The organism is Pseudomonas sp. R1-43-08, assembly GCF_003852255.1.
Classification (GTDB): Bacteria; Pseudomonadota; Gammaproteobacteria; order Pseudomonadales; family Pseudomonadaceae; genus Aquipseudomonas.
Genome location: NZ_CP027734.1, coordinates 3,115,630 through 3,140,432, shown reverse-complemented (window position 1 = coordinate 3,140,432; position 24,803 = coordinate 3,115,630). Strand labels below are relative to the sequence as shown.

Annotated in this window: 14 protein-coding genes and 1 pseudogene; 10 read left to right on the top strand and 5 right to left on the bottom strand. The window is 63.0% G+C overall.

Annotated features, from left to right (window positions below; all coding sequences use genetic code 11):
• The first annotated feature begins 14 nt into the window (after positions 1-14).
• The 3 genes from C4J87_RS14275 to uvrA all read left to right on the top strand — a co-directional run bounded on the left by C4J87_RS14275 (position 15) and on the right by uvrA (position 7,415).
• Positions 15-3,086 (top strand): error-prone DNA polymerase, encoded by a 3,072-nt coding sequence (locus C4J87_RS14275; RefSeq protein ID WP_124367315.1) that lies wholly within the window; start codon positions 15-17, stop codon positions 3,084-3,086.
• 100 nt (positions 3,087-3,186) lie between these two features.
• A complete protein-coding gene (locus C4J87_RS14270; protein ID WP_124367314.1) occupies positions 3,187-4,899 on the top strand; it encodes an ATP-binding protein in 1,713 nt (570 codons plus the stop codon).
• On the top strand, positions 4,896-7,415 hold the full coding sequence (gene uvrA, locus C4J87_RS14265) for an excinuclease ABC subunit UvrA (RefSeq protein WP_124367313.1): 2,520 nt from the start codon (positions 4,896-4,898) through the stop codon (positions 7,413-7,415). The genes C4J87_RS14270 and uvrA overlap by 4 nt, the downstream gene beginning before the upstream one ends.
• 42 nt (positions 7,416-7,457) lie before the next feature.
• Here the strand turns inward: uvrA and C4J87_RS14260 are convergent, their stop codons facing one another.
• Entirely contained in the window at positions 7,458-8,540 is a 1,083-nt protein-coding gene (locus tag C4J87_RS14260; protein ID WP_124367312.1) for an LLM class flavin-dependent oxidoreductase, read from the bottom strand.
• Between the two features lie 331 nt (positions 8,541-8,871).
• Here C4J87_RS14260 and glsB point away from each other — a divergent pair, with 331 nt between their 5' ends.
• A complete protein-coding gene (gene glsB / locus C4J87_RS14255; protein WP_124365164.1) occupies positions 8,872-9,780 on the top strand; it encodes a glutaminase B in 909 nt (302 codons plus the stop codon).
• Between the two features lie 120 nt (positions 9,781-9,900).
• Positions 9,901-10,647 carry an SDR family oxidoreductase gene (locus C4J87_RS14250; protein WP_124367311.1) on the top strand — a complete coding sequence of 249 codons (747 nt, stop codon included), beginning with the start codon at positions 9,901-9,903 and terminating at the stop codon, positions 10,645-10,647.
• 26 nt (positions 10,648-10,673) lie between these two features.
• On the opposite strand, the gene mapR is transcribed toward C4J87_RS14250, so the two are convergent.
• Both mapR and C4J87_RS14240 read right to left on the bottom strand, forming a co-directional pair.
• On the bottom strand, positions 10,674-12,083 hold the full coding sequence (gene mapR / locus C4J87_RS14245) for a GntR family transcriptional regulator MpaR (protein WP_124367310.1): 1,410 nt from the start codon (positions 12,081-12,083) through the stop codon (positions 10,674-10,676).
• A 240-nt stretch (positions 12,084-12,323) separates the two neighbouring features.
• Positions 12,324-12,563, bottom strand: a complete 240-nt coding sequence (locus tag C4J87_RS14240) for a DUF3203 family protein (protein WP_124367309.1) — start codon at positions 12,561-12,563, stop codon at positions 12,324-12,326.
• 123 nt (positions 12,564-12,686) lie between these two features.
• Between C4J87_RS14240 and C4J87_RS14235 the strand changes: the two genes are divergently transcribed.
• A complete protein-coding gene (locus tag C4J87_RS14235) occupies positions 12,687-13,178 on the top strand; it encodes an MgtC/SapB family protein (protein ID WP_124367308.1) in 492 nt (163 codons plus the stop codon).
• Here the strand turns inward: C4J87_RS14235 and C4J87_RS26135 are convergent.
• Positions 13,156-13,332, bottom strand: coding sequence for a hypothetical protein (locus C4J87_RS26135; protein ID WP_164484545.1), 177 nt, complete (start codon positions 13,330-13,332; stop codon positions 13,156-13,158). The two genes, C4J87_RS14235 and C4J87_RS26135, sit on opposite strands and share 23 nt — an antisense overlap.
• Positions 13,333-13,537: 205 nt before the next feature.
• On the opposite strand from C4J87_RS26135, the gene C4J87_RS14230 reads away from it, so the two are divergent.
• From C4J87_RS14230 to C4J87_RS14215, 4 genes and pseudogenes are all read left to right on the top strand, one after another.
• A complete protein-coding gene (locus C4J87_RS14230) occupies positions 13,538-15,526 on the top strand; it encodes an alpha-1,4-glucan--maltose-1-phosphate maltosyltransferase (protein WP_124367307.1) in 1,989 nt (662 codons plus the stop codon).
• A gap of 153 nt (positions 15,527-15,679) precedes the next feature.
• The gene (gene treS, locus C4J87_RS14225; protein ID WP_124367306.1) at positions 15,680-19,027 is read left to right on the top strand and encodes a maltose alpha-D-glucosyltransferase; all 3,348 of its coding nucleotides are present in this window, start codon (positions 15,680-15,682) and stop codon (positions 19,025-19,027) included.
• Positions 19,024-21,261, top strand: a complete 2,238-nt coding sequence (gene glgB, locus C4J87_RS14220; RefSeq protein WP_124367305.1) for a 1,4-alpha-glucan branching protein GlgB — start codon at positions 19,024-19,026, stop codon at positions 21,259-21,261. Before treS ends, glgB begins: the two co-directional genes overlap by 4 nt.
• Positions 21,262-21,351: 90 nt before the next feature.
• Positions 21,352-22,478: pseudogene (locus C4J87_RS14215) on the top strand (diguanylate cyclase).
• Here C4J87_RS14215 and C4J87_RS14210 read toward each other — a convergent pair.
• Positions 22,457-24,661 (bottom strand): GAF domain-containing protein, encoded by a 2,205-nt coding sequence (locus tag C4J87_RS14210; protein WP_124367304.1) that lies wholly within the window; start codon positions 24,659-24,661, stop codon positions 22,457-22,459. The pseudogene C4J87_RS14215 and the gene C4J87_RS14210 sit on opposite strands and share 22 nt — an antisense overlap.
• Positions 24,662-24,803 lie beyond the last annotated feature (142 nt).

Sequence of the window (24,803 nt, the reverse complement as noted above, 5' to 3'; positions counted from 1 at the left end):
GGGGCGGGGCAGGCATGAATTACGCCGAGCTGCATTGCCTGTCCAACTTCAGCTTCCAGCGCGGTGCCTCCAGTGCGCTGGAACTCTTCGAGCGGGCTAAACGCCAAGGCTACAGCGCCCTGGCGATCACCGACGAATGCACCCTGTCGGGCATCGTGCGCGCCTGGCAGGCGGCGAAAGCGCTGGAGTTGCCGCTGATTATCGGCAGCGAAGTGCGCATCGAGAACGGGCCGAAACTGGTGCTGCTGGTGGAAAACCTGAGCGGTTACCAGCACCTGTGCCGGTTGATCACCCTGGCCCGCCGCCGCGCCGAAAAGGGCAGCTATCGCCTGCTGCAGGAAGACTTCGAGCAACCGCTGCCCGGCCTGCTGGCGTTGTGGGTGGCGCAGGACAGCGACACCCAAGCCAGCATCCAGTGGCTGCGCTGTACCTTCGCCGAGCGCCTGTGGCTGGCGGTGCACTTGCACTGCGGGCAGGACGATGCACGGCATCTGGAGCAACGCCTGCAGCTGGCGGCCAGCCTGAAAATCCCGGCCGTCGCCTGCGGTGATGTGCACATGCATGCGCGCGGGCGCCGCGCCCTGCAAGACACCATGACCGCCATCCGCCATCACGTACCGGTGGCCGAAGCCGGCCTGCATCTGCATCCCAATGGCGAGCGGCACCTGCGCAGTCTCGACGCCCTGGCCGCGCTGTACCCGCAAGCCTTGCTCGATGAAACCCTCGCCATCGCGCGGCGCTGCAGCTTCGACCTCGGCCAGTTGCGTTACCACTATCCACGCGAGCTGGTGCCCGCAGGCCATGATGCCGAATCCTGGCTGCGCACCCTCACCAAGGAAGGCATCGCCCAGCGCTGGCCCGACGGCATCGATGCCAAGACCCTGAAGCAGATCAACACCGAGCTGGAGCTGATCAGCGAGTTGGGTTACGAAAGCTATTTCCTCACGGTGCACGACATCGTGCGCTTTGCCCGCAGCCGTTCGATCCTGTGCCAGGGCCGTGGCTCGGCGGCCAACTCGGCGGTGTGTTTTGCCCTGGGCATCACCGAGATCAACCCGAGCCTGAGCAACGTGCTGTTCGAACGTTTCCTGTCCAGGGAACGCAACGAGCCGCCGGATATCGATGTGGATTTTGAGCACGAGCGCCGCGAAGAAGTGCTGCAATACGTGTTCCAGCGCTATGGCCGCACGCGCGCGGCGTTGACGGCAGTGGTCAGCAGTTACCACGCGACCGGCGCGGTGCGGGATGTGGCCAAGGCCCTCGGCCTGCCAGCAGACCAGGTCAACGCGTTGGCCGAGTGCTGCGGGCGTTGGAGTGACGACGCGCCGCCGTTGGAGCGCCTGCGTGAAAGCGGCTTCGACCCGGACAGCCCACTGCTGCGCCGCGTATTGACCTTGACCCAGCAGTTGATCGGCTTTCCTCGGCATTTGTCCCAGCACCCCGGTGGCTTCGTGATTTCCGAACATCCGCTGGACACCCTGGTGCCGGTGGAGAACGCCGCCATGGCCGAGCGCACCATCATTCAGTGGGACAAGGACGACCTCGACGCCGTCGGCCTGCTCAAGGTGGATATCCTCGCCCTGGGCATGCTCAGCGCGATCCGCCGCTGTTTCGATCTGCTGCGCCGCCATCGCAACCTGGACTTGAGCCTGGCAGGCATTCCCCAGGAGGATGCGGCCACCTACGCGATGATCAGCAAGGCTGACACCATCGGCGTGTTCCAGATCGAATCGCGGGCGCAGATGTCGATGCTGCCCAGGCTCAAGCCGCAAACCTTCTATGACCTGGTGATCGAAGTTGCCATCGTGCGGCCGGGGCCGATTCAGGGCGGCATGGTGCACCCGTATTTGCGTCGCAGGAATAAAGAGGAGGAAGAAACCTATCCGTCGCCGGCATTGGAAGTGGTGTTGAAGCGCACCCTGGGCATCCCCTTGTTCCAGGAGCAGGTGATGCAGATCGCCATGGTCGCCGCCGACTACGGCCCTGGCGAGGCCGACCAGTTGCGCCGCTCCATGGCCGCCTGGAAACGTCACGGCGGCCTGGAGCCGCATCAAAAGCGCCTACGCGAAGGCATGCTGAAAAACGGCTACACCGAGGCCTTTGCCGCGCAGATTTTCGAGCAGATCAAAGGCTTTGGCAGCTATGGTTTTCCCGAGTCCCACGCGGCCAGTTTTGCCTTGCTGACCTACGCCAGTAGCTGGCTCAAATGCCATGAGCCGGCGGCCTTTGCCTGCGCACTGATCAACAGCTGGCCGATGGGCTTCTACAGCCCGGACCAGATCCTGCAGGATGCGCGCCGGCATCGCCTGCAGATCCGCCCGGTGGACGTGCAGGCCAGTGACTGGGATTGCAGCCTGGAACCCATCGACGGCCAGCAGCCGGCGATCCGCATGGGCCTGCGCATGATCTGCGGGTTTCGCGAAGAAGATGGCCGGCGCATCGAGGCCGTGCGCCAGCACCGCGCCTTCAGTGACATCGCCGACCTTGACGCCCGCGCCGGTCTGGATGCGCGCGCCCAAGCGCTGCTGGCGGATGCCGGCGCCTTGCGCGCGTTAGCCGGTAACCGCCACCAGGCGCGCTGGGAAGTGGCCGGCGTGCACACGCAACTGGGCCTGTTTGCCGGCCTGCCGAGCCCCGATGAAGCGCCGGTGGCTTTGCCCCAGCCCACGGTCGGCGAGGACTTGCACGCCGATTACGCCACGCTCGGCACCACGCTTGGGCCGCATCCCCTGACATTGCTGCGCGCGGAACTGCGCAGGCGCCGCTGTCGCAGTTCCCGGGAGCTTTTGACTGTGGAGCATGGGCGCAATGTCAGCGTCGCCGGCCTGGTCACCGGGCGCCAACGCCCGGGCACCGCCAGCGGCGTGACCTTTGTCACCCTGGAAGATGAATTCGGCAACCTCAATGTGGTGGTCTGGCGCGACCTGGCCGAACGTCAGCGCCAGGCCCTGGTCGGGTCGCGCCTGCTCAAGGTGGACGGGCGCTGGGAGGCGGTGGGCGAGGTGCGGCATTTGATCGCTGGGCGCCTGACCGACCTGACGCCGCTGCTGGACGGCATTGTGGTGCGCAGCCGGGATTTTCACTGAGGCCAGTGGTTTCTTCGGCTTAAGTTAGCCAAGATGAAACCATCTATCGCCGCTGCGCTCCAAAACTTGCGACTGTCCTCTCACTGCCCAGAGCCCGAACATGCAATTCTTATCCAACCCCCACGGCTGTGAAGGCTGGTCCGGTGAAATGGCCCAGCGGATTCGCGGGTTTGACTGGTCAACCACCGACCTCGGCCCGATTGATCGCTGGTCCACCAGCCTGGCCTGCACCGTGCAGATGATGCTCGCCTCGCCCGTACCCATGGTGATGTTGTGGGGGCGGGTGGGTTACATGATCTACAACGACAGCTACTCGAAGTTCGCCGGCGGACGGCATCCATACTTGCTGGGCACGCCGGTGGAACTGGGGTGGCCGGAAGTGGCCGAGTTCAATCGGCATGTAGTGGATACATGCCTGGCGGGCGGCACCTTGTCGTTCAACAACAAGGAGCTGGTGTTGTCGCGCAACGGCAAGCCGGAAACCTTGTGGATGGACCTCTATTACAGCCCCGTGGCCGGGGACAACCAGCAACCGGCCGGGGTGCTGGCGATCGTGGTAGAGACCACTGAACTGGTGCAGTCCGAGCGCGTGCGCCAGGAGCTGACCCACAATCTGGAGCAGCGCGTAGCCGCCGAAGTGCAGGCGCGTTCCGCCGCCGAAGAGCAGTTGCGCCAGTCGCAGAAGCTGGAAGCGATTGGCGGCCTGACCGGCGGTGTGGCCCACGACTTCAACAACCTGCTGCAAGTGATCGCCGGCAACCTGCACCTGCTGGCCCGGCATGAGCCGGACAACGCGCAGGTGCAGCGGCGTGTTTCTGCCGCGATTGCCGCGGTGGAACGCGGCGCCACCCTGTCCTCGCAACTGCTGGCGTTTGCCCGGCGTCAGCCCTTGTCGCCGGCGGTGTACAACCCGCAACGTATCTACGCCGGTCTCGGTGAACTGCTGCAACGCGCGCTGGGCGAAACCATTCATATCGACGTGCAATTGCCGCAGGATTCCTGGTGCATCAACGTCGACCGCAACCAGCTGGAAAACGCGCTGCTCAACCTGGCGATCAATGCCCGCGATGCCATGCACGGCGAGGGCGTGATTCGTATCACCGGCGAAAACATCATTCTCAACCCGGCCGAATGCGCGGGCAAAAGCATCAAGCCCGGCGAGTATGTGCGCCTGGCTGTCACCGACACTGGCACTGGAATGCCGCCGACCGTGCTCAAGCGTGCGTTCGAGCCGTTTTTTACCACCAAGCGCGAAGGGCAGGGCACTGGCCTGGGGCTGAGCATGGTGTTTGGCTTTGTTCGGCAAAGCGGCGGGCATGTGGACATCTGGAGCGAGGAAAACAAAGGTTCGGTGGTGCAGATGTATTTCCCGCGCAGCCTGGAACCGGAGCATCTGGAGCCGGACATTGGCCAGGAGAGCCCTTGCACCGGCCAGGAAACCATCCTGGTGGTGGAAGACAATGAAGGCGTGCGCCTGGCCGTGGTAGAGCTGCTGCAACAATCGGGCTACACGGTGCTGACGGCCGAAGACGGCGACCAGGCCATGGCCAAGCTGCAGACCGGCCTGCAGCCGGACTTGATTTTTACCGATGTGGTGATGCCCGGCCGCATCAAGAGCATCGACCTGGCCAACTGGGCGCGTGAGCAGGTGCCGCCGATCCCGGTGCTGTTCACCTCCGGCCACACCCGCGACATTCTTTCCTCCAATCATCTGCTGAGCGCTGATATTCACCTGCTGAGCAAGCCCTACAGCCCCGATGCCCTCACGCAACGGGTGCGCAGCGTTCTCACCGCCAGACAAGGTTGTCCATGACTTCACAACGCAACATCCCTGCACCGACCGCCCAGCACACCGGCTTCGTGCGGGTGCGCGGCGCCCGCGAACACAACTTGCGTAACGTCGATGTGGATATTCCCCGGGATGCCCTGGTGGTGTTCACTGGCGTGTCCGGTTCCGGCAAATCGTCCCTGGCCTTTTCCACGGTCTACGCCGAGGCCCAGCGCCGCTATTTCGAGTCGGTGGCGCCCTATGCGCGGCGCTTGATCGACCAGGTCGGCGTGCCGGATGTCGACAGCATCGAAGGCTTGCCACCCGCCGTGGCCCTGCAACAGCAGCGGGGCACGCCGAGTGCGCGTTCATCGGTGGGCAGCGTGACTACCCTGTCGAGCCTGATTCGCATGCTGTATTCCCGTGCCGGCAGCTACCCGCCGGGGCAGGCGATGCTGTATGCCGAGGACTTTTCGCCGAACCTGCCCCAGGGCGCGTGCCCGCAATGCCATGGCCTGGGCCGCGTGTATGAAGTGACCGAAGCGCTGATGGTGCCCGACCCGTCGCTGACCATTCGCCAGCGCGCGGTGGCGGCCTGGCCGCTGGCCTGGCAGGGGCAGAACCTGCGCGACATTCTCGTGACCCTGGGCTACGACGTGGATATCCCGTGGCGCGACCTGCCGAAAAAACAGCGCGACTGGATCCTGTTCACCGAAGAAACTCCCACCGTACCGGTGTACGCCGGCTTCACCCCGGCGCAGACCCGCGATGCCTTGAAACGCAAGCTGGAGCCCAGTTACCAGGGCACCTTCAGCGGCGCGCGGCGCTACATCCTGCACACCTTCGCTCACACCCAAAGTGCGCTGATGAAAAAGCGCGTGTCGCAGTTCATGCAAGGCAGCGCCTGCCCGTTGTGCGAGGGCAAGCGCCTGACCAAGGCGGCGCTGTCGGTGAAGTTTGCCGGGGTGGATATCGGTGAGCTGTCGCAACTGTCCCTGACCCGCCTGGCCGAGTTGCTGCGGCCGGTGGCGGCGGGGCAGGACAAGATGAAGTTGTCAGTGGAAAAACGCCTGGCCGCCCAACGGATCGCCGAGGACCTGCTCGAACGCGTGAGTACGTTGATCGAGCTGGGGCTGGGCTATCTGGCCCTGGAGCGCAGCACGCCGACGCTGTCGTCCGGAGAGTTGCAGCGCTTGCGCCTGGCCACGCAACTGGGCTCGCAGTTGTTCGGCGTGATCTACGTGCTCGACGAGCCGTCTGCAGGCCTGCATCCTGCCGATGGCGAGGCCTTGTTCAGCGCATTGGCGCGTTTGAAAGCGGCCGGCAATTCGCTGTTTGTGGTGGAGCATGACCTGGAAACCATGCGCCGCGCCGACTGGCTGATCGATGTCGGCCCGGCCGCTGGCGAACACGGCGGGCAAGTGCTGTACAGCGGCCCGCCGGCGGGGTTGGCGGATATTTCCGCGTCGCAGACCCGTGAATACCTGTTTGCCGAGCCGCGCCCGGCGAACCCGGCGCGGCGTCAACCCAGCGGCTGGCTGAAGCTGCAAGGCGTGACGCGCAACAACTTGAAGAATCTTGCGGTGGATTTCCCGCTGGGCTGCTTCACGGCAGTGACCGGGATTTCCGGTTCGGGCAAGTCCAGCCTGGTCAGCCAGGCGCTGTTGGAACTGGTCAGCAGCGGCCTCGGGCGCGTGTTGGAAAACGTCGAGGAGCCCAGCCTGGAAGACGCTGCGCCTTCCGCCAGCGAGGGCCGCATCAGCGCCGGGCTGGAGCATATCCGCCGTCTGGTGCAGGTGGACCAGAAACCCATCGGCCGTACACCGCGCTCCAACCTGGCGACCTATACCGGGCTGTTCGACAACGTGCGCAAACTGTTCGCCGCCACGCCAGCCGCGAAGAAGCGCGGTTACGACGCGGGGCAGTTCTCCTTCAACGTCGCCAAGGGCCGTTGCCCGAACTGCGAAGGCGAAGGCTTTGTCAGCGTCGAATTGCTGTTCATGCCCAGCGTGTATGCGCCATGCCCGACCTGCCACGGTGCGCGCTATAACCCCGAGACCCTGGCGATCACATGGCAAGGCTTGAACATCGCCCAAGTGCTGGGGTTGACGGTGGAGCAGGCCGTCGACGTATTTGCCGAACAACCGGGCGTGCTGCGCGCTCTGCAGGTGCTGCGCGATATCGGCCTGGGCTATCTGCGCCTGGGCCAACCGGCCACTGAGTTGTCGGGCGGTGAAGCGCAGCGCATCAAGCTGGCGACCGAGCTGCAACGCAATGCGCGGGGCGCCACGTTGTACGTACTGGACGAACCCACCACTGGGCTGCATCCCAGGGATGTCGACCGCTTGCTCAGCCAGCTCAACCAATTGGTCGAGGCGGGGCATACGGTGGTGGTGGTCGAGCATGAGATGCGCGTGGTGGCGCAGAGTGACTGGGTGATCGACATCGGCCCGGGTGCCGGGGACGCGGGCGGCAAGGTGGTTGCCAGTGGTACGCCGCAAAAAGTTGCCAGCAGCAAAACCAGCCGCACGGCGCCGTTCCTGGCGCGGGAACTGCGCTAGTCGCCAGAAATGTGGGAGGCACGAACGTCCTCCCGGCTGTTCTCAAGCGACTTGCCTGGCCCGCTCGCGTTCCGCGACCAACTGGCGGGTCAGCGGTATCAGCGCCTTGCCATAGTCGATCGCATCATTGAGCGGATCGAACCCACGAATCAGGAATGTGGTGATACCCAGATCGTAGTAATCGAGCAACGCCTGCGCGACTTGCTCGGCCGTGCCCACCAGCGCCGTGGAATTGCCCTGTGCGCCGAGCAAGGCGGCAATCCCGGTCCACAGGCGTTTATCCAGGCGCGAGCCTCGCGCCGCCGCCGCCAGCAACCGGCGCGAGCCCTCATTGGGCGGTTCGCGCCGCACAAAGCCGCTCTGTTCGGCCAGCGCCGTGGCTTGCTGCAAAATAGTGTCTGCCCGCTGCCACGCCAGTTCCTCGGTCTCGGCCAGGATCGGGCGCAATGACAAGCTGAAACGAATCGTACGCCCATGCCGGGCCGCTTCGGCACGCACCTGGGTCACGACCTCGCGCACTTGCTCATAGGTTTCGCCCCACAGCGCATACACATCCGCATGCTTGCCCGCCACCGCAATCGCCGCCGCCGACGAACCGCCGAAGTACAACGGGATATGCGGCTGCTGCGGCGACTTCACCGTGGAGTGCGCGCCTTCGACCTGATAGTAGGTGCCGGCGAAGTCGAAGGGCTTGTCGCTCGTCCATTCCTGGCGCACCACGCTCAAATATTCGTCGGTGCGCGCGTAACGCGCGTCCTTGCCGATATGGCTGCCATCGGCGCGCAGTTCGCGGTCGTCGCCGCCGGTGATGATATGCACGGCGGTACGTCCGCCGTTGAACACATCCAGCGTGGCGAACTGGCGCGCGGCCAAGGTGGGCTGGGCAAAGCCGGGGCGGTGGGCGATCAGGAATTTCAGGCGCTGAGTCACGCTGGCGGCATGGGCGGCGATCAGCGTGCTGTCCGGGCTGGTGGAGTGGAAGGCCACCAGGGCGCGGTCGAAACCGGCCTCTTCATGGGCGCGCGCCACGCGCTCAACGTAGTCTGGCTGCAGCGTCGGGCCGCTGCGCGGGTGGATCTCGGAGGCGTGGTGGCCGCCGATGTAGCCGATGAATTCGATGCTCATGGTCAGGTCCTTGTTGAAGTCGATAAACAAGCCTCCACCGGGCAGGGGGTCGGTCCGTAGCGTGAAAGTAGGCCGCACGGGCGCGTCTGTAAAAGGCCGATTGGTTCTAACCTAATTATTAAATTATGGAATTATAGTTTTTACTATTATCAGTAGATTGCATTTAGTCGGCGGTCTTGCGTACGCTTTCACTTGACGCTGCAAGTTGTTGATCGTGATTTACCTGGTGGTTGCCGAGCGGGTCGTAGAGATTTTGTGGGGCTATCGCGCCCATTGAAGTATCCTCCGCGCCTCGCTCACCACTGATCCAAAGAAGATGACAGGACAAGACATGCAGGCGCTGCTGGAGTCGATCCTCGACGAAGTGCGCCCCCTGATCGGCCTCGGCAAAGTCGCCGACTACATCCCCGCCCTGGCCGACGTGCCCGCCAACCAGTTGGGCATCGCGGTCTACGGCAACGACGGCGCGGCCTACTGCGCCGGTGATGCCGACACGCTGTTCTCGGTGCAGAGCATTTCCAAGGTGTTCAGCCTGGTGCAGGCCATCGACCACGGCGGCGAAACCATTTGGGAACGCCTGGGCCACGAACCGTCGGGGCAACCGTTCAACTCCATGGTGCAGCTGGAATTCGAACGCGGCCGCCCGCGCAATCCGTTTATCAACGCCGGCGCGCTGGTGATCTGCGACATCAACCAATCACGCTTCGCCGTGCCGATTCTGTCGATGCGCGATTTCGTACGACGCCTGTCGGGTAACCCGCAGATTCTGGTCAATAGCGTCGTCGCCGATTCGGAAGCGCAGCACGGCGCGCGCAACGCGGCCATGGCTTACCTGATGAAGGCTTTCGGTAACTTCCACAACGATGTGGACGCGGTGCTGCACAGCTACTTCAATTACTGCGCGTTGCAAATGAGCTGCCTGGACCTGGCCAGGGCGTTCAGCTTCCTGGCCAACGAGGGCGTGAGCGCCCACAGTGGCGAGCAGATTCTGACGGCGCGCCAGACCAAGCAGGTGAACTCGATCATGGCCACCAGCGGGCTGTATGACGAGGCCGGCAATTTTGCCTATCGGGTCGGGCTACCGGGCAAGAGCGGGGTAGGCGGCGGGATTGTCGCGGTGGTGCCGGGGCAGTTTACGGTGTGTGTCTGGTCGCCGGAATTGAACGCGGCGGGGAATTCACTGGCGGGGATGAAGGCGCTGGAGTTGTTGAGTGAGCGGATTGGGTGGTCGGTGTTTTAATATCGTCGCCACGCTTCTCGTGGGAACGATCCCAACACGCGCACGCGCCTGACAAAAGCCCTGCGTGACGGGTATTCTTCAACCCAACCCCAAACATCAGGTTGAGTCAGGAGACTGCACATGGACAGAGTCGTCATCATTACCGGAGGCAGTCGCGGGATTGGCGCCGAAACAGCCTTGCTGGCCGCTCGCCAGGGCTATCGCATCTGCATCAACTACCAGTCCGACGAAAAAGCCGCCCAGCGTGTACTGGAGCAAGTGCGCGGCCTTGGTGCACAGGCAATTGCGGTACGCGCGGACGTCAGCAGCGAAGATGAAGTGATCGCCCTGTTCAACCGTGTCGATACCGAGCTGGGCCGCGTCACGGCGCTGGTGAATAATGCGGGCACCGTCGGCCATAAGTCGCGGGTCGATGAGATGTCTGAGTTCCGTATCCTGAAAATCCTCAAGACCAACGTACTGGGCCCGATCCTCTGCGCCAAGCATGCGCTGCTGCGCATGTCGCCCAGGCATGGCGGGCAGGGCGGCAGTATCGTCAACGTCTCGTCGGTGGCGGCGCGCCTGGGCTCGCCGGGGGAATACGTTGACTATGCCGCGTCCAAGGGCGCGCTCGACACCTTCACCCTCGGCCTGTCCAAGGAAGTCGCGGGCGAGGGCATTCGCGTCAACGCGGTGCGCCCCGGCTATATCTTCACCGACTTCCACGCCCTCAGTGGCGACCCGGACCGGGTCAGCAAGCTGGAGTCCGGCATTCCCATGGCCCGTGGCGGGCGCCCGGATGAAGTGGCAGAGGCGATTATCTGGTTGCTGTCGGACAAGGCCTCGTATGCTACCGGTACGTTTATCGACTTGGGCGGCGGTCGCTGATTACACGGTGCCTGTACCCGCGCTACTCAAAACGAGCGTACGATCCGGCCCAGGGTCTCCATCGCCTGCTCCGACGCTTCGGTCCACGGGCTGCCGTAGTTCAAGCGGATGCAATTGCGAAAGCGCCGGGTTGCCGAAAAGATCGGCCCCGGTGCGATGCTGATGCCTTGTGCCAGGGCCATCTGAAACAACTTCAATGAATCGGTGTGCTCCGGCAGTTCCAGCCATAGGAAATACCCGCCGGCCGGTTGGCTGACCCGGGTCTGCGCCGGGAAGTAACGGCCGATCGCCGCGAGCATCGCGCTTTGCTGTTCTTCCAGGGCATAGCGCAGTTTGCGCAGGTGCCGGTCGTAGCCGCCGTGTTGCAGGTAATCGGCAATCGCGGCCTGGGCCGGCATCGACGGGCACAGCGATGTCATCAGTTTCAAGCGCTCGACCTTCTGCGCGAAGCGACCGGCCGCCACCCAGCCAATGCGATATCCCGGCGCCAGGCTCTTGGCAAAGGAGCCGCAGTGCAGCACCAGCCCCTCGGTATCGAAAGCCTTGGCCGGTTTCGGCGCATGCTGCCCGTAATACAGCTCGGCATACACGTCATCTTCGATCAGTGGCACCTGGTGGCTGCGCAGTAGCTCGACCAAGGCGCGCTTTTTTTCTTCCGGCACCGTGGCGCCCATGGGGTTCTGGAAGCTGGTCATGCTCCAGCAGGCTTTGATCGGGTAACGCGCAAGGCTCTGCGCCAGGGCGTCAAGGTCGATGCCGTCGCGCGGGTGCACCGGAATTTCCACGGCCTTGAGCTTCAGGCGCTCGAGCACTTGCAGGCAGGCATAAAACGCCGGTGCTTCAATCGCCACCAGGTCGCCCGGCTCGGTGACGGCTTGCAGGCACAGGTTCAGCGCTTCCAGGGCGCCGTTGGTGATCAGCAGTTCTTCCATGGGCAGCATCAGCCCGCCGACCATGTAGCGCAGCGCAATCTGACGGCGCAGTTGCGGGTTGCCGGGGGACATGTCGGTGACCACCAGGCGCGGGTCCATCGCACGGCTGGCACTGGCCAGGGAGCGGGCCAGGCGCGGCAACGGGAACAGCATCGGGCTGGGGAAGGCCGAGCCGAAGGGCACGGTGTTCGGGTCTTTGATCGAATCCAGCACCGAAAACACCAGCTCACTCACATCGACTTCGGTGCTCTCGTGCACCTGCGCGCTCACCACCGGCTCGGAAAACGGGCTGGGCGCATGGGTATTGACGAAGTAACCGGAGCGCGGTCGCGCGCGGATCAGGCCACGGCGCTCCAGCAGGTAGTAGGCCTGGAACACTGTGGACGGGCTGACTCCGTAAGTCCGGCTGGCGTAGCGCACCGAAGGCACGCGCTGGCCGGGGCCGAGCACGCCGGAGCGGATCAGTTCTGCGATGTCTTCGGCGAATTTTTCGTAGCGTTTCATGGGGGCCTTGGGTGCTGATTTCCCCCGGGGACTATACCCGCACCTCTGTTTGCATAACAGAATCAAGTAGTGCGACAAAAAGCGGATCAGATGGCGCAACCCGCCTCAAAATGTGGGAAGGGGCTTGCCCTACTGTAGGAGCGAGCTTGCTCGCGAAGAACTCCGGGCCCCCGCATTTATTCAGAATGAACGCGTTGCCTGGGCGTTTTTCGCGAGCAAGCTCGCTCCTACAGGTACAGGTTAAATCACCGAGCCAGGTGCATCAGCCTTCACATGCTGACGCCCATCATGGGCCCCCGCAACGGTCAGGGCGTCGGCCTCGGCTTCGGTGATGTAGATCCGCTCGGCCGCCAATTCTACGTACGACATGGATTTTTCGGTGTCGGTCGCGATATTGACTCGGGTCGCAGGCACGCTGTGTTCCTGAGCATTGTCACCGAGCGTGAAATAGCACAGCTGATCTTCAATACGTAGGGACATGCCGGTCTCCTTTGTTCATGGGCGATGAAGGTTAGGGCGTTGCGGTTGTATGCAGGTTCCGCGCAACTGACTGGCGGTCGCCGCTGTCCATCCTTTACCTATAAAAAACACAGGAGGGCATCCATGGACGCTTGGTTGCATGAAGCGTGGCAAACACTGCAGGCTGAATTTGCCGATATCGGCGACGCCAGGCAGCTCACCCAGATGACCGTGCGCCTGCTGATGGCCGCGCTGCTCGGCGGCATCCTCGGGTTTGAACGGGAGAGCAAGGGCAAGGCCGCCGGGGTGCGCACCCATATGCTGGTGGCGTTGGGCGCGGCGCTGTTTGTGATGGTGCCGCAGATGTCCGGCAATCAGGCCGATGCCATGAGCCGGGTGGTCCAGGGCGTGATTGCCGGCATTGGCTTCCTGGGGGCCGGCACCATCATCAAGGGCAAGGATGACGATGCCGGCCACGTCAAGGGCCTGACCACCGCCGCCGGTTTGTGGATGACCGCTGCGATTGGGGTCTCGGCTGGTCTGGGCCGGGAATCGACAGCGGTACTCAGTACCTTGCTGGCCCTGGCGGTGTTCAGCGTGATGCCGAAAATCGTCAAGCGTTTCGAGAAGGACTGACGATCACAGGCGGCATCGTGGTCGGCGGTTCCTGCACCGGTGGCGGCTCGTTCTCCGGCGGTTCTTTTTCCGGAATCGGTGCAGGCTCGGTGGGGGGCAGCGTCGGGTTGTCGATGTTCGGGTCCGGGGTTTCAGCCGGGATGGGGATATTCATCGGTATGGCCTCCTTTGTGCTTTGCTCTATGGGTGGACAGCCGTCGGTGGGAATTGATTCCCCGCCGGGTGGCGGCATATTCACCTGAACTTTTGCCCGAAGCCCAGGCTCGGACCTAATACGGGCCTGCTCAGCGAGCGCGCCGCCATCTCAAGAATTCGGATCAAGCACAGAGCGTCCACAGGGCGTAAGGGGAATATGCTCGATGACTGCTGAAACACTGGTTCCAGAAGAGTCTTTATTGCCGTTGTCCCAGGCGCTGCTATTACCCAGAATTGCGATTGAAAGCACCATGCCGGTGATCGATGGTGGCGAGTTTGCCGTCAAGGCGGTCGTTGGCCAGCGCGTCAACGTGACCAGTAAAGTGTTCGCCGATGGCCATGACCAGCTGGCGGTGCTGGTGCGCTGGCGCCCGCGCGGGCAGGAAAACTGGCACAGCGTGGTCATGAGCGATGTGGGCAACAACGGCTGGGAAGGTGCATTCACCGTCACCACCCAGGGGCCCCATGAATACTGCATCGAGGCCTGGATCGATACCTTCGCCAGCTTCTGCTATGAATTGCGCAAAAAACATGAAGCCGGGGTGCCGGTCAGCCTGGAACTGCAGGAAGGCCGCAGCCTGGTGCTGCAGGCCGCCGAACGCAGTGACAACGAACTGCGCGACCGCTTGATGCTGCTGCATCACGAACTATCCGGCCTGCTGGAAACCGAGCAGGTCGCGCAGTTCCTGCACGAAGACAGTGCACACCTGATGACCCAGGCCGACCACCGCGCCTATTTGAGCATTAGTCGCGTATACCCGATCGACGTGGAGCGCGAGCGCGCCCAGTTCGCCAGCTGGTACGAGCTGTTCCCCCGCTCGATCACCGACGATCCGGCCCGGCATGGCACCTTCAACGATGTGCATTCACGCTTGTCGATGATCCATGACATGGGCTTTGACGTGCTGTACTTCCCGCCGATCCATCCCATCGGCCGTAGCCATCGCAAGGGTAAGAACAACTCCCTGAATGCCGGCCCCGATGATCCCGGCAGTCCCTACGCAATCGGCAGCGAAGAGGGCGGGCACGAGGCGATCCACCCGCAACTGGGCAGCCGCGAGGATTTCCGCCGTCTGGTCAAGGCCGCTGCCGACCACGGCCTGGAAATCGCCCTCGACTTCGCCATCCAGTGCTCCCAGGACCACCCGTGGCTCAAGCAGCATCCGGGCTGGTTCAACTGGCGCCCGGACGGCACGATCAAATACGCGGAAAACCCACCGAAAAAGTACCAGGATATCGTCAACGTCGATTTTTATGCGGCGGATGCGATTCCCGGCCTGTGGACCGAACTGCGCGACGTCGTGGTGGGCTGGGTGGAAGAGGGCGTGAAGACCTTTCGCGTGGACAACCCGCACACCAAGCCGCTGCCGTTCTGGCAATGGTTGATCAGCGATGTGCGGGCCAAATACCCGGAGGTGATCTTCCTGGCCGAAGCCTTTACCACCCCGGCAATGATGGCGCGCTTGGGTAAAGTCGGCTATTCCCAGAGCTACACCTATTTCACCTGGCGCAATACCAAGGCCGAACTGAGTGAGTATTTCACCGAGTTGAACCAGTCGCCGTGGCGCGAATGCTACCGGCCGAATTTCTTCGTCAATACGCCGGACATCAACCCTGGCTTCCTGCACGAGTCTGGCCGCCCAGGATTCCTGATCCGCGCCGCGCTGGCCACCATGGGCTCGGGCCTGTGGGGCATGTACTCCGGGTTCGAATTGTGCGAGTCCGCGCCGGTGCCGGGTAAAGAGGAATACCTGGACTCGGAGAAGTACGAAATCCGCCCGCGCGACTTCACTGCGCCCGGCAACATCATTGCCGAGATCGCCCAGCTCAATCGCATCCGCCGGCAAAACCCGGCGTTGCAGACGCACCTGGGGCTCAAGCTGTACAACGCCTGGAACGACAACATCCTGTACTTCGGCAAGCGCAGCGAGGACGGCAGCAATTTCGTGCTGGTGGCCGTCAACCTCGACCCGCACAACGCCCAGGAAGCGCACTTCGAGTTGCCGCTATGGGAGATGGGCTTGCCGGACGACGCCCAGACCCAGGGTGAAGACTTGATGAACGGCCATCGTTGGACCTGGTATGGCAAGACCCAATGGACTCGGCTGGAGCCGCAGATGCCGTTCGGGATCTGGCGCATCACTGCTTCCTGAGTCTTGCGCAGATCAACTGTGGGAGGGGGCTTGCTCCCGATGGTGGTGTGTCAGTCACTGAACATTTATCTGAACCGCCGCCATCGGGAGCAAGCCCCCTCCCACATTGAACGCGTTCAGTCTGTAAGAGTTTGAGCATTCCAGGAGTTTCCAATGGCGAAAAAACCCAAGGCTGCCACCTTTATCAAGGACCCGCTCTGGTACAAGGACGCGGTGATTTACCAGGTGCATGTCAAATCCTATTTCGACTCCAACAACGACGGCATCGGCGATTTTCCCGGGCTGATTGCCAAGCTCGACTACATTGCCGACCTCGGCGTGAACACCATCTGGCTGCTGCCGTTCTACCCCTCGCCACGCCGTGATGACGGCTACGACATCGCCGAGTACCGTGGCGTACACAGCGACTACGGGACCATGGCCGACGCCAAGCGCTTCATAGCCGAGGCCCATAAGCGTGGGCTGCGGGTGATCACCGAACTGGTGATCAACCACACGTCCGACCAGCACCCCTGGTTCCAACGCGCCCGCAAGGCCAAACCGGGTTCGGCGGCGCGGGACTTCTACGTGTGGTCAGATGATGACCAGAAATACGACGGTACGCGGATCATCTTCCTCGACACCGAGAAGTCCAACTGGACCTGGGACCCGGTGGCCGGCCAGTACTTCTGGCACCGTTTCTATTCGCACCAGCCCGACCTTAACTTCGACAACCCCCAGGTGATGAAAGCCGTGCTGTCGGTGATGCGCTACTGGCTCGACCTGGGCATCGACGGCCTGCGCCTGGATGCGATTCCCTACCTGATCGAGCGGGATGGCACCAACAACGAGAACCTCGCCGAAACCCATGGGGTGCTCAAGCAGATCCGCGCCGAAATCGACGCGAATTACCCAGACCGCATGCTGCTGGCCGAAGCCAACCAATGGCCCGAAGACACCCAACTCTATTTCGGTGACAGGAAGGGCGACGACGGCGATGAATGCCATATGGCCTTCCACTTCCCGCTGATGCCGCGCATGTACATGGCCCTGGCCCAGGAAGATCGCTTTCCGATTACCGACATCCTGCGCCAGACCCCGGAGATTCCAGCCAATTGCCAGTGGGCGATCTTCCTGCGCAACCACGATGAACTGACCCTGGAGATGGTCACCGACAAAGAGCGCGACTACCTGTGGAACTACTACGCCGCGGACCGTCGTGCACGCATCAACCTGGGTATTCGCCGGCGCCTGGCGCCGTTGGTGGAGCGCGACCGGCGCCGCGTGGAACTGCTCAACAGCCTGTTGCTGTCGATGCCCGGCACGCCGACCCTCTACTACGGCGACGAAATCGGCATGGGCGACAACATTTACCTGGGCGACCGCGATGGCGTGCGCACGCCGATGCAATGGTCTATCGACCGCAATGGCGGTTTCTCCCGCGCCGACCCGGCCAGCCTGGTGCTGCCGCCGATCATGGACGCGCAATACGGCTATCAGTCGGTCAACGTCGAAAGCCAGGCCCAGGACCCGCATTCACTGCTGAACTGGACGCGGCGCATGCTGGCGGTGCGCAAGCAATCCAAGGCGTTTGGCCGGGGCAGCCTGAAAATGCTGTCGCCGAGCAATCGCCGCATCCTGGCCTATACCCGTGAATACACCGGGGAGGACGGCCGCACTGAAACCATCCTGTGCGTGGCCAACGTCTCGCGCAGCGCCCAGGCGGCGGAGCTGGACCTGTCGGCGTTCGCCGGCATGGTGCCGGTCGAGATGCTCGGCGGTAACGCGTTCCCGCCCATCGGCCAACTGAATTTCCTGCTGACCCTGGCGCCCTATGGCTTTTATTGGTTCGTGCTGGCGGCGGAAAACCAGATGCCGAGCTGGCATGTGGAACCGGCCCAGAGCATTCCTGACTTCACGACATTGGTGTTGAAAAAACGTATGGAAGAGTTACTGGAAGAACCCTGTCGCACCACCCTGGAGCACACTTCGCTGCCGGCCTGGCTGCCCAAGCGCCGCTGGTTCGCCGGTAAGGACGCCACCATCGACAGTGTGCATATCGCCTACGGCGTGCGCTTCGGCGACGCCCAGCACCCGGTGCTGCTCAGCGAGATCGACGTCACCAGCGCGGGCCAGACCAGCCGGTATCAGCTGCCGTTCGGCTTCCTTGGCGAAGACCAGCTCACCAGCGCCTTGCCGCAGCAATTGGCAATGGCCCGGGTACGGCGCAGCCGCCAGGTAGGGCTGGTCACCGATGCGTTCAGTCTCGAGCATTTTGTGCGCAGTGTGATCCAAAGCCTGCAGGCCGGTACCGTGCTCAATAGCAGCGAGGGTGACCTGCGCTTCGAAGCCACACCGCATCTGGCAGCCTTGCAACTGACGGATGAATCAGCGGTGCGCTACTTGTCTGCCGAGCAGTCCAACAGTTCGGTGGTGGTCGGCGAGAGCCTGGTGCTCAAGCTGATCCGCAAAGTCAGTGCCGGGGTGCACCCAGAACTGGAAATGAGCGCCTACCTGACCGCAGCCGAATACCCGAACATTTCGCCGTTGATGGGCTCGATGAGCCGGCGCGACGTCCAGGGTCAGGACAATCTGCTGATGATCGCCCAGGGCTACCTGAGCAACCAGGGCGACGCCTGGAGCTGGACCCAGAACAACCTCGAACGCGCCATTCGCGACGAACTGGCCGAGGCGATTTCCGAACAGGAGCAGCATTACAACGCCCTGGGCGAACTGGCCGACTTTGCCGGCCTGCTCGGCCAGCGTCTGGGCGAGATGCACGTGGTGTTGGGCGCGCCTACCCAGAACAAGGACTTCAAGCCCGAAGTCACTTCGGTCAAGGACACCCAGGCCTGGGCCAAGGATGTGGGGGCGCAGATCGAGCGGGCCCTGCAGTTGCTCAAAGTAAATCAAAGCCAGTTGAACCCCGCCGATCAGGCGCTGGTCAGTGAATTACTGGCGCAGAAAAAAGCCATCGGCAGCCATGTCCAGGTGCTGGCGAAAGCCACGCTGGGCGGGTTGCGGATTCGCGTCCACGGTGACTTGCACCTGGGCCAGGTACTGGTGGTCAAGGGCGATGCCTATTTGATCGACTTTGAAGGCGAACCGGCGCGGCCGCTGCATGAACGGCGCGGCAAGCACAGCCCCTACAAGGACGTGAGTGGGGTGTTGCGCTCCTTCGATTACGCAGCGGCCATGGCCCTGAATGTGCAAGGGGTTGATCATTCGCCGGAAGCCGACGCCGCGCGTCGTCGCGTGACCGAGCGTTACCTGAGTGAAGCCCGCCAGGCATTTACCCAGGCTTATCAGGCGGCGACGGCTACACTGGCGCATGACTGGCAGGATGCCAACGGCCAGGACGCCGCGCTGACGTTGTTCAGCCTGGAGAAGGCCGCGTATGAAGTGGCCTACGAAGCGGAAAATCGCCCGAGCTGGTTGCCGGTGCCCTTGCAAGGGTTGCACGGTTTGCTCAGCGGGCTTACACCTGAATCGAAAACTGCACGCGGTGGGGAGACGTCATGAGTTTTACGCAAAGAGAACCGCTGCAGCCCAAGTTGACTGCAATGCCGGCGTCCAAGGACGTCGAGGCGCTGGTACGCGCCGAGCACCACGATCCATTCTCGATCCTTGGGCCGCATGATGATGAGCAGGGCGGGCAATTTATCCGCGCGTTCCTGCCCGAAGCCTTGAGTGTCCAGGTACTGGCACGTGACAGTGGCGAGCCTATCGGCAGCCTCGACGCCAGCCAGGTGCCGGGGCTGTTCGTCGGGCACTTCAGCACGCGTCAGGCCTACCTGCTCAAGATCCAGTGGGCCGGCGGCGAGCAGATCACTGAAGACCCGTACAGCTTCAACCAATTGCTGCTCGGTGAAATGGACCTGTACCTGTTTGCCGAAGGCAACCACCGCGACCTGGGCAGTTGCCTGGGGGCTCAAGTGACCACGGTCGACGGCGTGCAGGGCGTACGTTTCGCCGTGTGGGCGCCGAATGCCCGACGGGTCTCGGTGGTGGGCGACTTCAACATCTGGGACGGTCGCCGGCATCCGATGCGCTTGCGCCATCCGTCGGGCGTGTGGGAGATTTTCATCCCGCGTCTGCAACCGGGGGCGGCCTACAAATACGAGATTCTCGGTGCCCACGGCATTTTGCCGCTCAAGGCCGACCCGATGGCCCTGGCCACCCAGCTGCCGCCGGACACCGCCTCAAAGGTCGCCGCGCCCTTGCAGGTGGACTGGCAGGACCATGAGTGGATGCAGGCCCGAGGTGACAAACAGAAATCCACCGCGCCGCTGTCGATCTACGAGTTGCACGTAGGGTCATGGCAATGCGAGCTGGACGAGGCCGGAGAAGTGTCACGCCAGTACGGTTGGCGCGAACTGTCCGAGCGGCTGATTCCCTATGTGCAGCAACTGGGCTTCACCCATATCGAGCTGATGCCGATCATGGAGCATCCCTTCGGCGGTTCGTGGGGCTATCAGGCCTTGTCCCAGTTCGCGCCTAGCGCACGCTTTGGCTCGCCGGAAGATTTCGCATATTTCGTCAACGCCTGCCACCAGGCGGACATCGGCGTGATCCTTGACTGGGTGCCGGCGCATTTCCCGACGGACACCCACGGCCTGGCGCAGTTCGACGGCACCGCGCTGTACGAATACGCCAACCCGCTGGAAGGTTTCCACCAGGACTGGGACACGCTGATCTACAACCTGGGCCGTACCGAGGTGCACGGTTTCATGCTCGCCTCGGCATTGCATTGGCTCAAGCACTTCCACGTCGACGGCCTGCGCGTGGATGCGGTGGCGTCGATGCTGTATCGCGACTATTCGCGCAAAGCCGGTGAATGGGTGCCCAACCGTCACGGTGGCCGCGAAAACCTGGAAGCCATCGATTTTCTGCGCCACTTGAACGACGTGGTGGCGCTGGAGGCGCCGGGTGCCCTGGTGATCGCCGAGGAATCCACCGCGTGGCCGGGGGTGAGCCAAAGCACCCAGCAAGGTGGCCTGGGCTTCAACTACAAATGGAACATGGGCTGGATGCACGACTCGCTGCATTACATCCAGCAAGACCCGGTGTACCGCGCCCATCACCACAACGAGCTGAGTTTCGGCCTGGTGTATGCCTGGTCCGAGCGGTTTATCCTGCCGATTTCCCACGACGAAGTGGTACACGGCAAGCACTCGCTGATCGACAAGATGCCCGGCGACCGCTGGCAGAAATTCGCCAACCTGCGTGCCTACTTGAGTTTCATGTGGATGCACCCTGGCAAGAAGCTGCTGTTCATGGGCTGCGAGTTCGGCCAGTGGCGCGAGTGGAACCACGACCAGCAACTGGACTGGTACCTGCTGCAATATCCCGAGCACCGTGGGGTGCAAAAGCTGGTGGGCGACTTGAACCGCCTGTACCGCGAGGAACCGGCGCTGCACGAGCAGGATGACGCACCCCAGGGCTTCCAGTGGCTGATTGGCGACGACGCGATCAACAGCGTCTATGCCTGGCTGCGCTGGAGCAAGGACGGCAAGCCAGTGCTGGTCGTCGCCAACTTCACCCCGGTGCCCCGTGAGGCCTATGCGGTCGGTGTTCCTTTCGCCGGACGCTGGAGCGAAGTGATCAACAGTGACGCCGACATGTATGCCGGGTCCAACTTCGGTAATGGCGGTGCGGTACAGACCCTGGATGAGCCCCGCCACGGGCAGCCGGTGTCGCTGTCGCTGAACCTGCCGCCCTTGGGTGTGTTGATTCTGCGACCACAGGAGAGTTAAACGCGCCTGGCGCGACGGATGCTGTTGTCCGGGCTACTGGCAGGGTGCCACAATGGCACCTTTGTCGTAGCACTCAGACAGGCGAATCGCATGAATAGCCATGGGCTTGGGCAAGACCCGGACCGTGTTATCGAACAGCAGGTGCGCACCGACCGTTTGCACCAGCTGTTTCGCCAGTCATTCCCGGCGCTGTTTGGCAGCTACCTGGCCGCTCTCATGCTGTGCTGGCTGTGCTGGGAGCGCTTCGACCAGCAGCTGATCCTGGTATGGCTGGTGCTGCTGGCCGGTTCCTCACTGCTGCGCCTGCAATTGTTCCTTGAATGGTTCCGCTGCCCCGACAGCGAGCGCACGCCGGCGCGGTGGGAGCGGCGTTACTGGGTGACGCTGATGCTGTCGGCGGGCATCTGGGGGGCGGGGCGCTGGCGGTGATGCCGGTGGATGACCGCGTGTCCCAGGTGCTGGTCATGCTGTTCGCCGTGGGCATGTCGGTCGGCGCGGTGTCCTGCTATTCGGCCTATCGCTACATGTCGCTGGGGTCCATGGGCCTGGTGCTGTTGCCTTGTACCCTGTGGTTGCTGTTCCAGCCATCGCCGATGCAGGTCGGCGTGGCGCTGGCGGTATTGGTGTTCTCGTCCTTTGTGGCGGCCGCCACGCACAAACTGTCCGACGCCCTGGAAAAAGCTTTTCGCCTGACCCGGCAAATGGAGCGCGCCCACACCATTTCAACCCATGCCTCCCAGACCGATGAGCTGACCGGGTTGATGAACCGTCGGGCCTTTTTCGAACAGGCCCAGGCGCTCTATGCCCAGTGCCGGCGCGAGCAGCAGCCGCTGTGTGTGCTGATGCTGGACATGGATCACTTCAAAACCATCAATGACACCTACGGGCACCAAGCCGGTGATCAGGTGTTGCGCCAGATTGGCAGCGTGATCAGCACCTCGTTTCGCCAGGTTGATGTGTACGGCCGCCTGGGGGGCGAAGAGTTCGCAATATTGCTGCCCAATACCTCCCTGGAGACCGCGCGCAGCATCGCCGAGCAACTGGTCCAGGCCATTGGCGATTTGCGGGCCGACCCGGTGCAGGGCTTGAGTGCCAGCCTGGGCCTGGCTTCGACCCATACCCAGGCGCTGGACTTGTATGGCTTGATGGACAGCGCCGACAAGGCGCTGTACCGGGCCAAGGCGCTGGGCCGCAATCAGGTGGCCGTGGCGGGCTGATCCTTGGCCATGGCCTTGGCCAACGCGCGCGCAACCTGTTCGGCGGAGTAGGGTTTGGCGAGGAACTCAAAGCCTTCATAGCCACTGTCCGCCAGTTCTTCGCTGTATCCGGAGACCAGCACCACCGGCAGGTCCGCCCGGCGCTGGCGCATCAGTTTGGCCATGGCGACGCCAGTCATCCCAGGCATCACCACATCCGAGAACACCGCGTCGAAGGCCCCGGCATCGTTGCCGGCCAGCGTCAGCGCCTGTTCGGCGTTGGTGGCCCAAGTGGTCTGGTAACCCAGATCCTTGAGGATCTGGCTGGCGAAGCGTCCCACCTCCAGATTGTCCTCCACGATCAGTACATGCCGTTGGGCCAGGTCCAGCGGCGGTGGAAGGTCTTGCTCTGCGTCCTGCCGGGGCGCGGCTTCGCCTTCCACCTCGGGCAGGTACAGGGTGAACACCGTGCCTTGCCCCAGGGTACTGGCCACATCGATATTGCCGCCCGATTGCTTGGCAAAGCCGAACACTTGCGACAAGCCCAGGCCGGTGCCCTTGCCGACGGCCTTGGTGGTGAAGAACGGCTCGAAAATGCGTTCGACGGTATCGCCGGGAATGCCCACGCCCGTGTCGGCCAGGGAAATAGCGATGTAGGGCAGGCGCGACTCGGCATCCCCGCGGATGCGCGGTAGCGGCTGCTGGGCGGCGACCTTGATGGTCAGGCTGCCCTGGCCGTCCATGGCGTCGCGGGCATTGAGGGCGATGTTGATCAGGGCGGTTTCGAACTGGCTGGGATCGATGCGCGCATAGCAGGGCTGGTCGGGCAATTGCACCTGCACATGAATGCGTGCGCCGGTGACGCTCTCGAGCATGTCGCCGATGTTGCGCACCCGTTGGCTGACATCGAACACCTGCGGATTCAACGGCTGGCGGCGGGCGAAGGCGAGCAGCTGGCTGGTGAGCTTGCTGGCCCGCTCGACGGTGTCGGACACCGCGGACATGTAGCGTTGCCGGCGTTCTTCCGAGAGCCCCGGCTGGCGCAGAAAGTCCACGGATGAGCGAATGATCGTCAGCAGGTTATTGAAATCATGGGCGACGCCGCCAGTGAGTTGGCCGATGGCCTCGAGCTTTTGCGACTGGCGCAACGCGGCTTCGGCCTGGGCGAGGGCGCGGGTGCGTTCTTCGACGCGCTGTTCCAGGGTTGCATTGAGTTCGGTATAGGCCGCCAGGCCCTCACGCACCACAGCATCGGCGCGTACGCGCTCGATATGCGCCCAGGAACGTTCGGTGACTTCGCCCAACAGCGCCAGGTCATAGGAGGACCAGTGGCGGGGCTGTTTGTCGTGCACGGCCATCAGCGCGGTGAGGCGGCCGTCTTTGATCAACGGCATACAAATGGTCGCCGTTACACCGAGTGCCTGGAAGTTCGCGGCTTCATGGGGCGGCAACTCGAGCAGGTTATTGCCGATCACCAGGGGCTCGCCGGCGCGCAGGCAGGCCACCGCGCGCTCACCGAACGCAGCCAGGCTGTAATGGCCGATGATGCTCGGCGAGCCTTGCGCCGACCAGTCGCCACGAATGGTAAAGCCGTCTTGATCGTCTTCCATGTCGGCGTAGGCGCAAATCGACACTTGCAGGTGTTCGGCCAGCAAGCGGGTGGTCGACATCATGATCGCTTCGGGGTCGGTGGCCGTGGCGACGCTGTTGCCGATGGCGTCCAGCACGGCCAGGCGCCGGGTGAGGAAGACCGTGGCGGTGGTTTCGGTGACGGTATCGAGCAACCCCACCACCGCGCCTTTCGCATCACGGATCGGGCTGTAGCAAAAGGTGAAATATGCTTGTTCAGGCGTGTCGTCACGCAGGATCAACAGCGGAAAGTTTTCGATATAGGTGGCCTGCCCGGCGAACGCGGTGTCGGCGATAGGGCGGATGTCATCCCATGCCTCGTGCCACACCTCGTTGAACGGACGGCCCAGGGCGTCGGGCTTGTTGCCCAGGATCGGCACGAATGCATCGTTGTGGAGGGTGATCAACTGAGGCCCCCAGACGATGGCTTGGGGAAAGCTGGAGGCAAAACACAGCGCAACGGTTGTCTTCAACACGTCCGGCCAGTATTCAATCGGCCCCAGGGGCGTACTGGCCCAATCATGCCGACGAACCCGCTCTGCCATTACGCTGCTGCCTTGCAGCCAATTCATCATTGGGTTCACATCTTGCTCGCTACGCGTTGTTAGGCTTTGAAGAGGTCAGACCACTTGCAACAGACCGGAATGACCTGGATCAGTTCAGCGCGATTATCTCCTAGATAGCACTTTGATTTCATTGCCCATTTGGCGGGGCGAG

What these genes read in the sequence shown, in the direction of transcription:
- C4J87_RS14275 (WP_124367315.1), top strand. Translation starts at nt 15, where the DNA reads ATGAATTACGCCGAGCTGCATTGCCTGTCCAACTTCAGCTTCCAGCGC.
- C4J87_RS14270 (WP_124367314.1), top strand. Translation starts at nt 3,187, where the DNA reads ATGCAATTCTTATCCAACCCCCACGGCTGTGAAGGCTGGTCCGGTGAA.
- uvrA (WP_124367313.1), top strand. Translation starts at nt 4,896, where the DNA reads ATGACTTCACAACGCAACATCCCTGCACCGACCGCCCAGCACACCGGC.
- C4J87_RS14260 (WP_124367312.1), bottom strand. Translation starts at nt 8,540, where the DNA reads ATGAGCATCGAATTCATCGGCTACATCGGCGGCCACCACGCCTCCGAG.
- glsB (WP_124365164.1), top strand. Translation starts at nt 8,872, where the DNA reads ATGCAGGCGCTGCTGGAGTCGATCCTCGACGAAGTGCGCCCCCTGATC.
- C4J87_RS14250 (WP_124367311.1), top strand. Translation starts at nt 9,901, where the DNA reads ATGGACAGAGTCGTCATCATTACCGGAGGCAGTCGCGGGATTGGCGCC.
- mapR (WP_124367310.1), bottom strand. Translation starts at nt 12,083, where the DNA reads ATGAAACGCTACGAAAAATTCGCCGAAGACATCGCAGAACTGATCCGC.
- C4J87_RS14240 (WP_124367309.1), bottom strand. Translation starts at nt 12,563, where the DNA reads ATGTCCCTACGTATTGAAGATCAGCTGTGCTATTTCACGCTCGGTGAC.
- C4J87_RS14235 (WP_124367308.1), top strand. Translation starts at nt 12,687, where the DNA reads ATGGACGCTTGGTTGCATGAAGCGTGGCAAACACTGCAGGCTGAATTT.
- C4J87_RS26135 (WP_164484545.1), bottom strand. Translation starts at nt 13,332, where the DNA reads ATGAATATCCCCATCCCGGCTGAAACCCCGGACCCGAACATCGACAAC.
- C4J87_RS14230 (WP_124367307.1), top strand. Translation starts at nt 13,538, where the DNA reads ATGACTGCTGAAACACTGGTTCCAGAAGAGTCTTTATTGCCGTTGTCC.
- treS (WP_124367306.1), top strand. Translation starts at nt 15,680, where the DNA reads ATGGCGAAAAAACCCAAGGCTGCCACCTTTATCAAGGACCCGCTCTGG.
- glgB (WP_124367305.1), top strand. Translation starts at nt 19,024, where the DNA reads ATGAGTTTTACGCAAAGAGAACCGCTGCAGCCCAAGTTGACTGCAATG.
- C4J87_RS14210 (WP_124367304.1), bottom strand. Translation starts at nt 24,661, where the DNA reads ATGATGAATTGGCTGCAAGGCAGCAGCGTAATGGCAGAGCGGGTTCGT.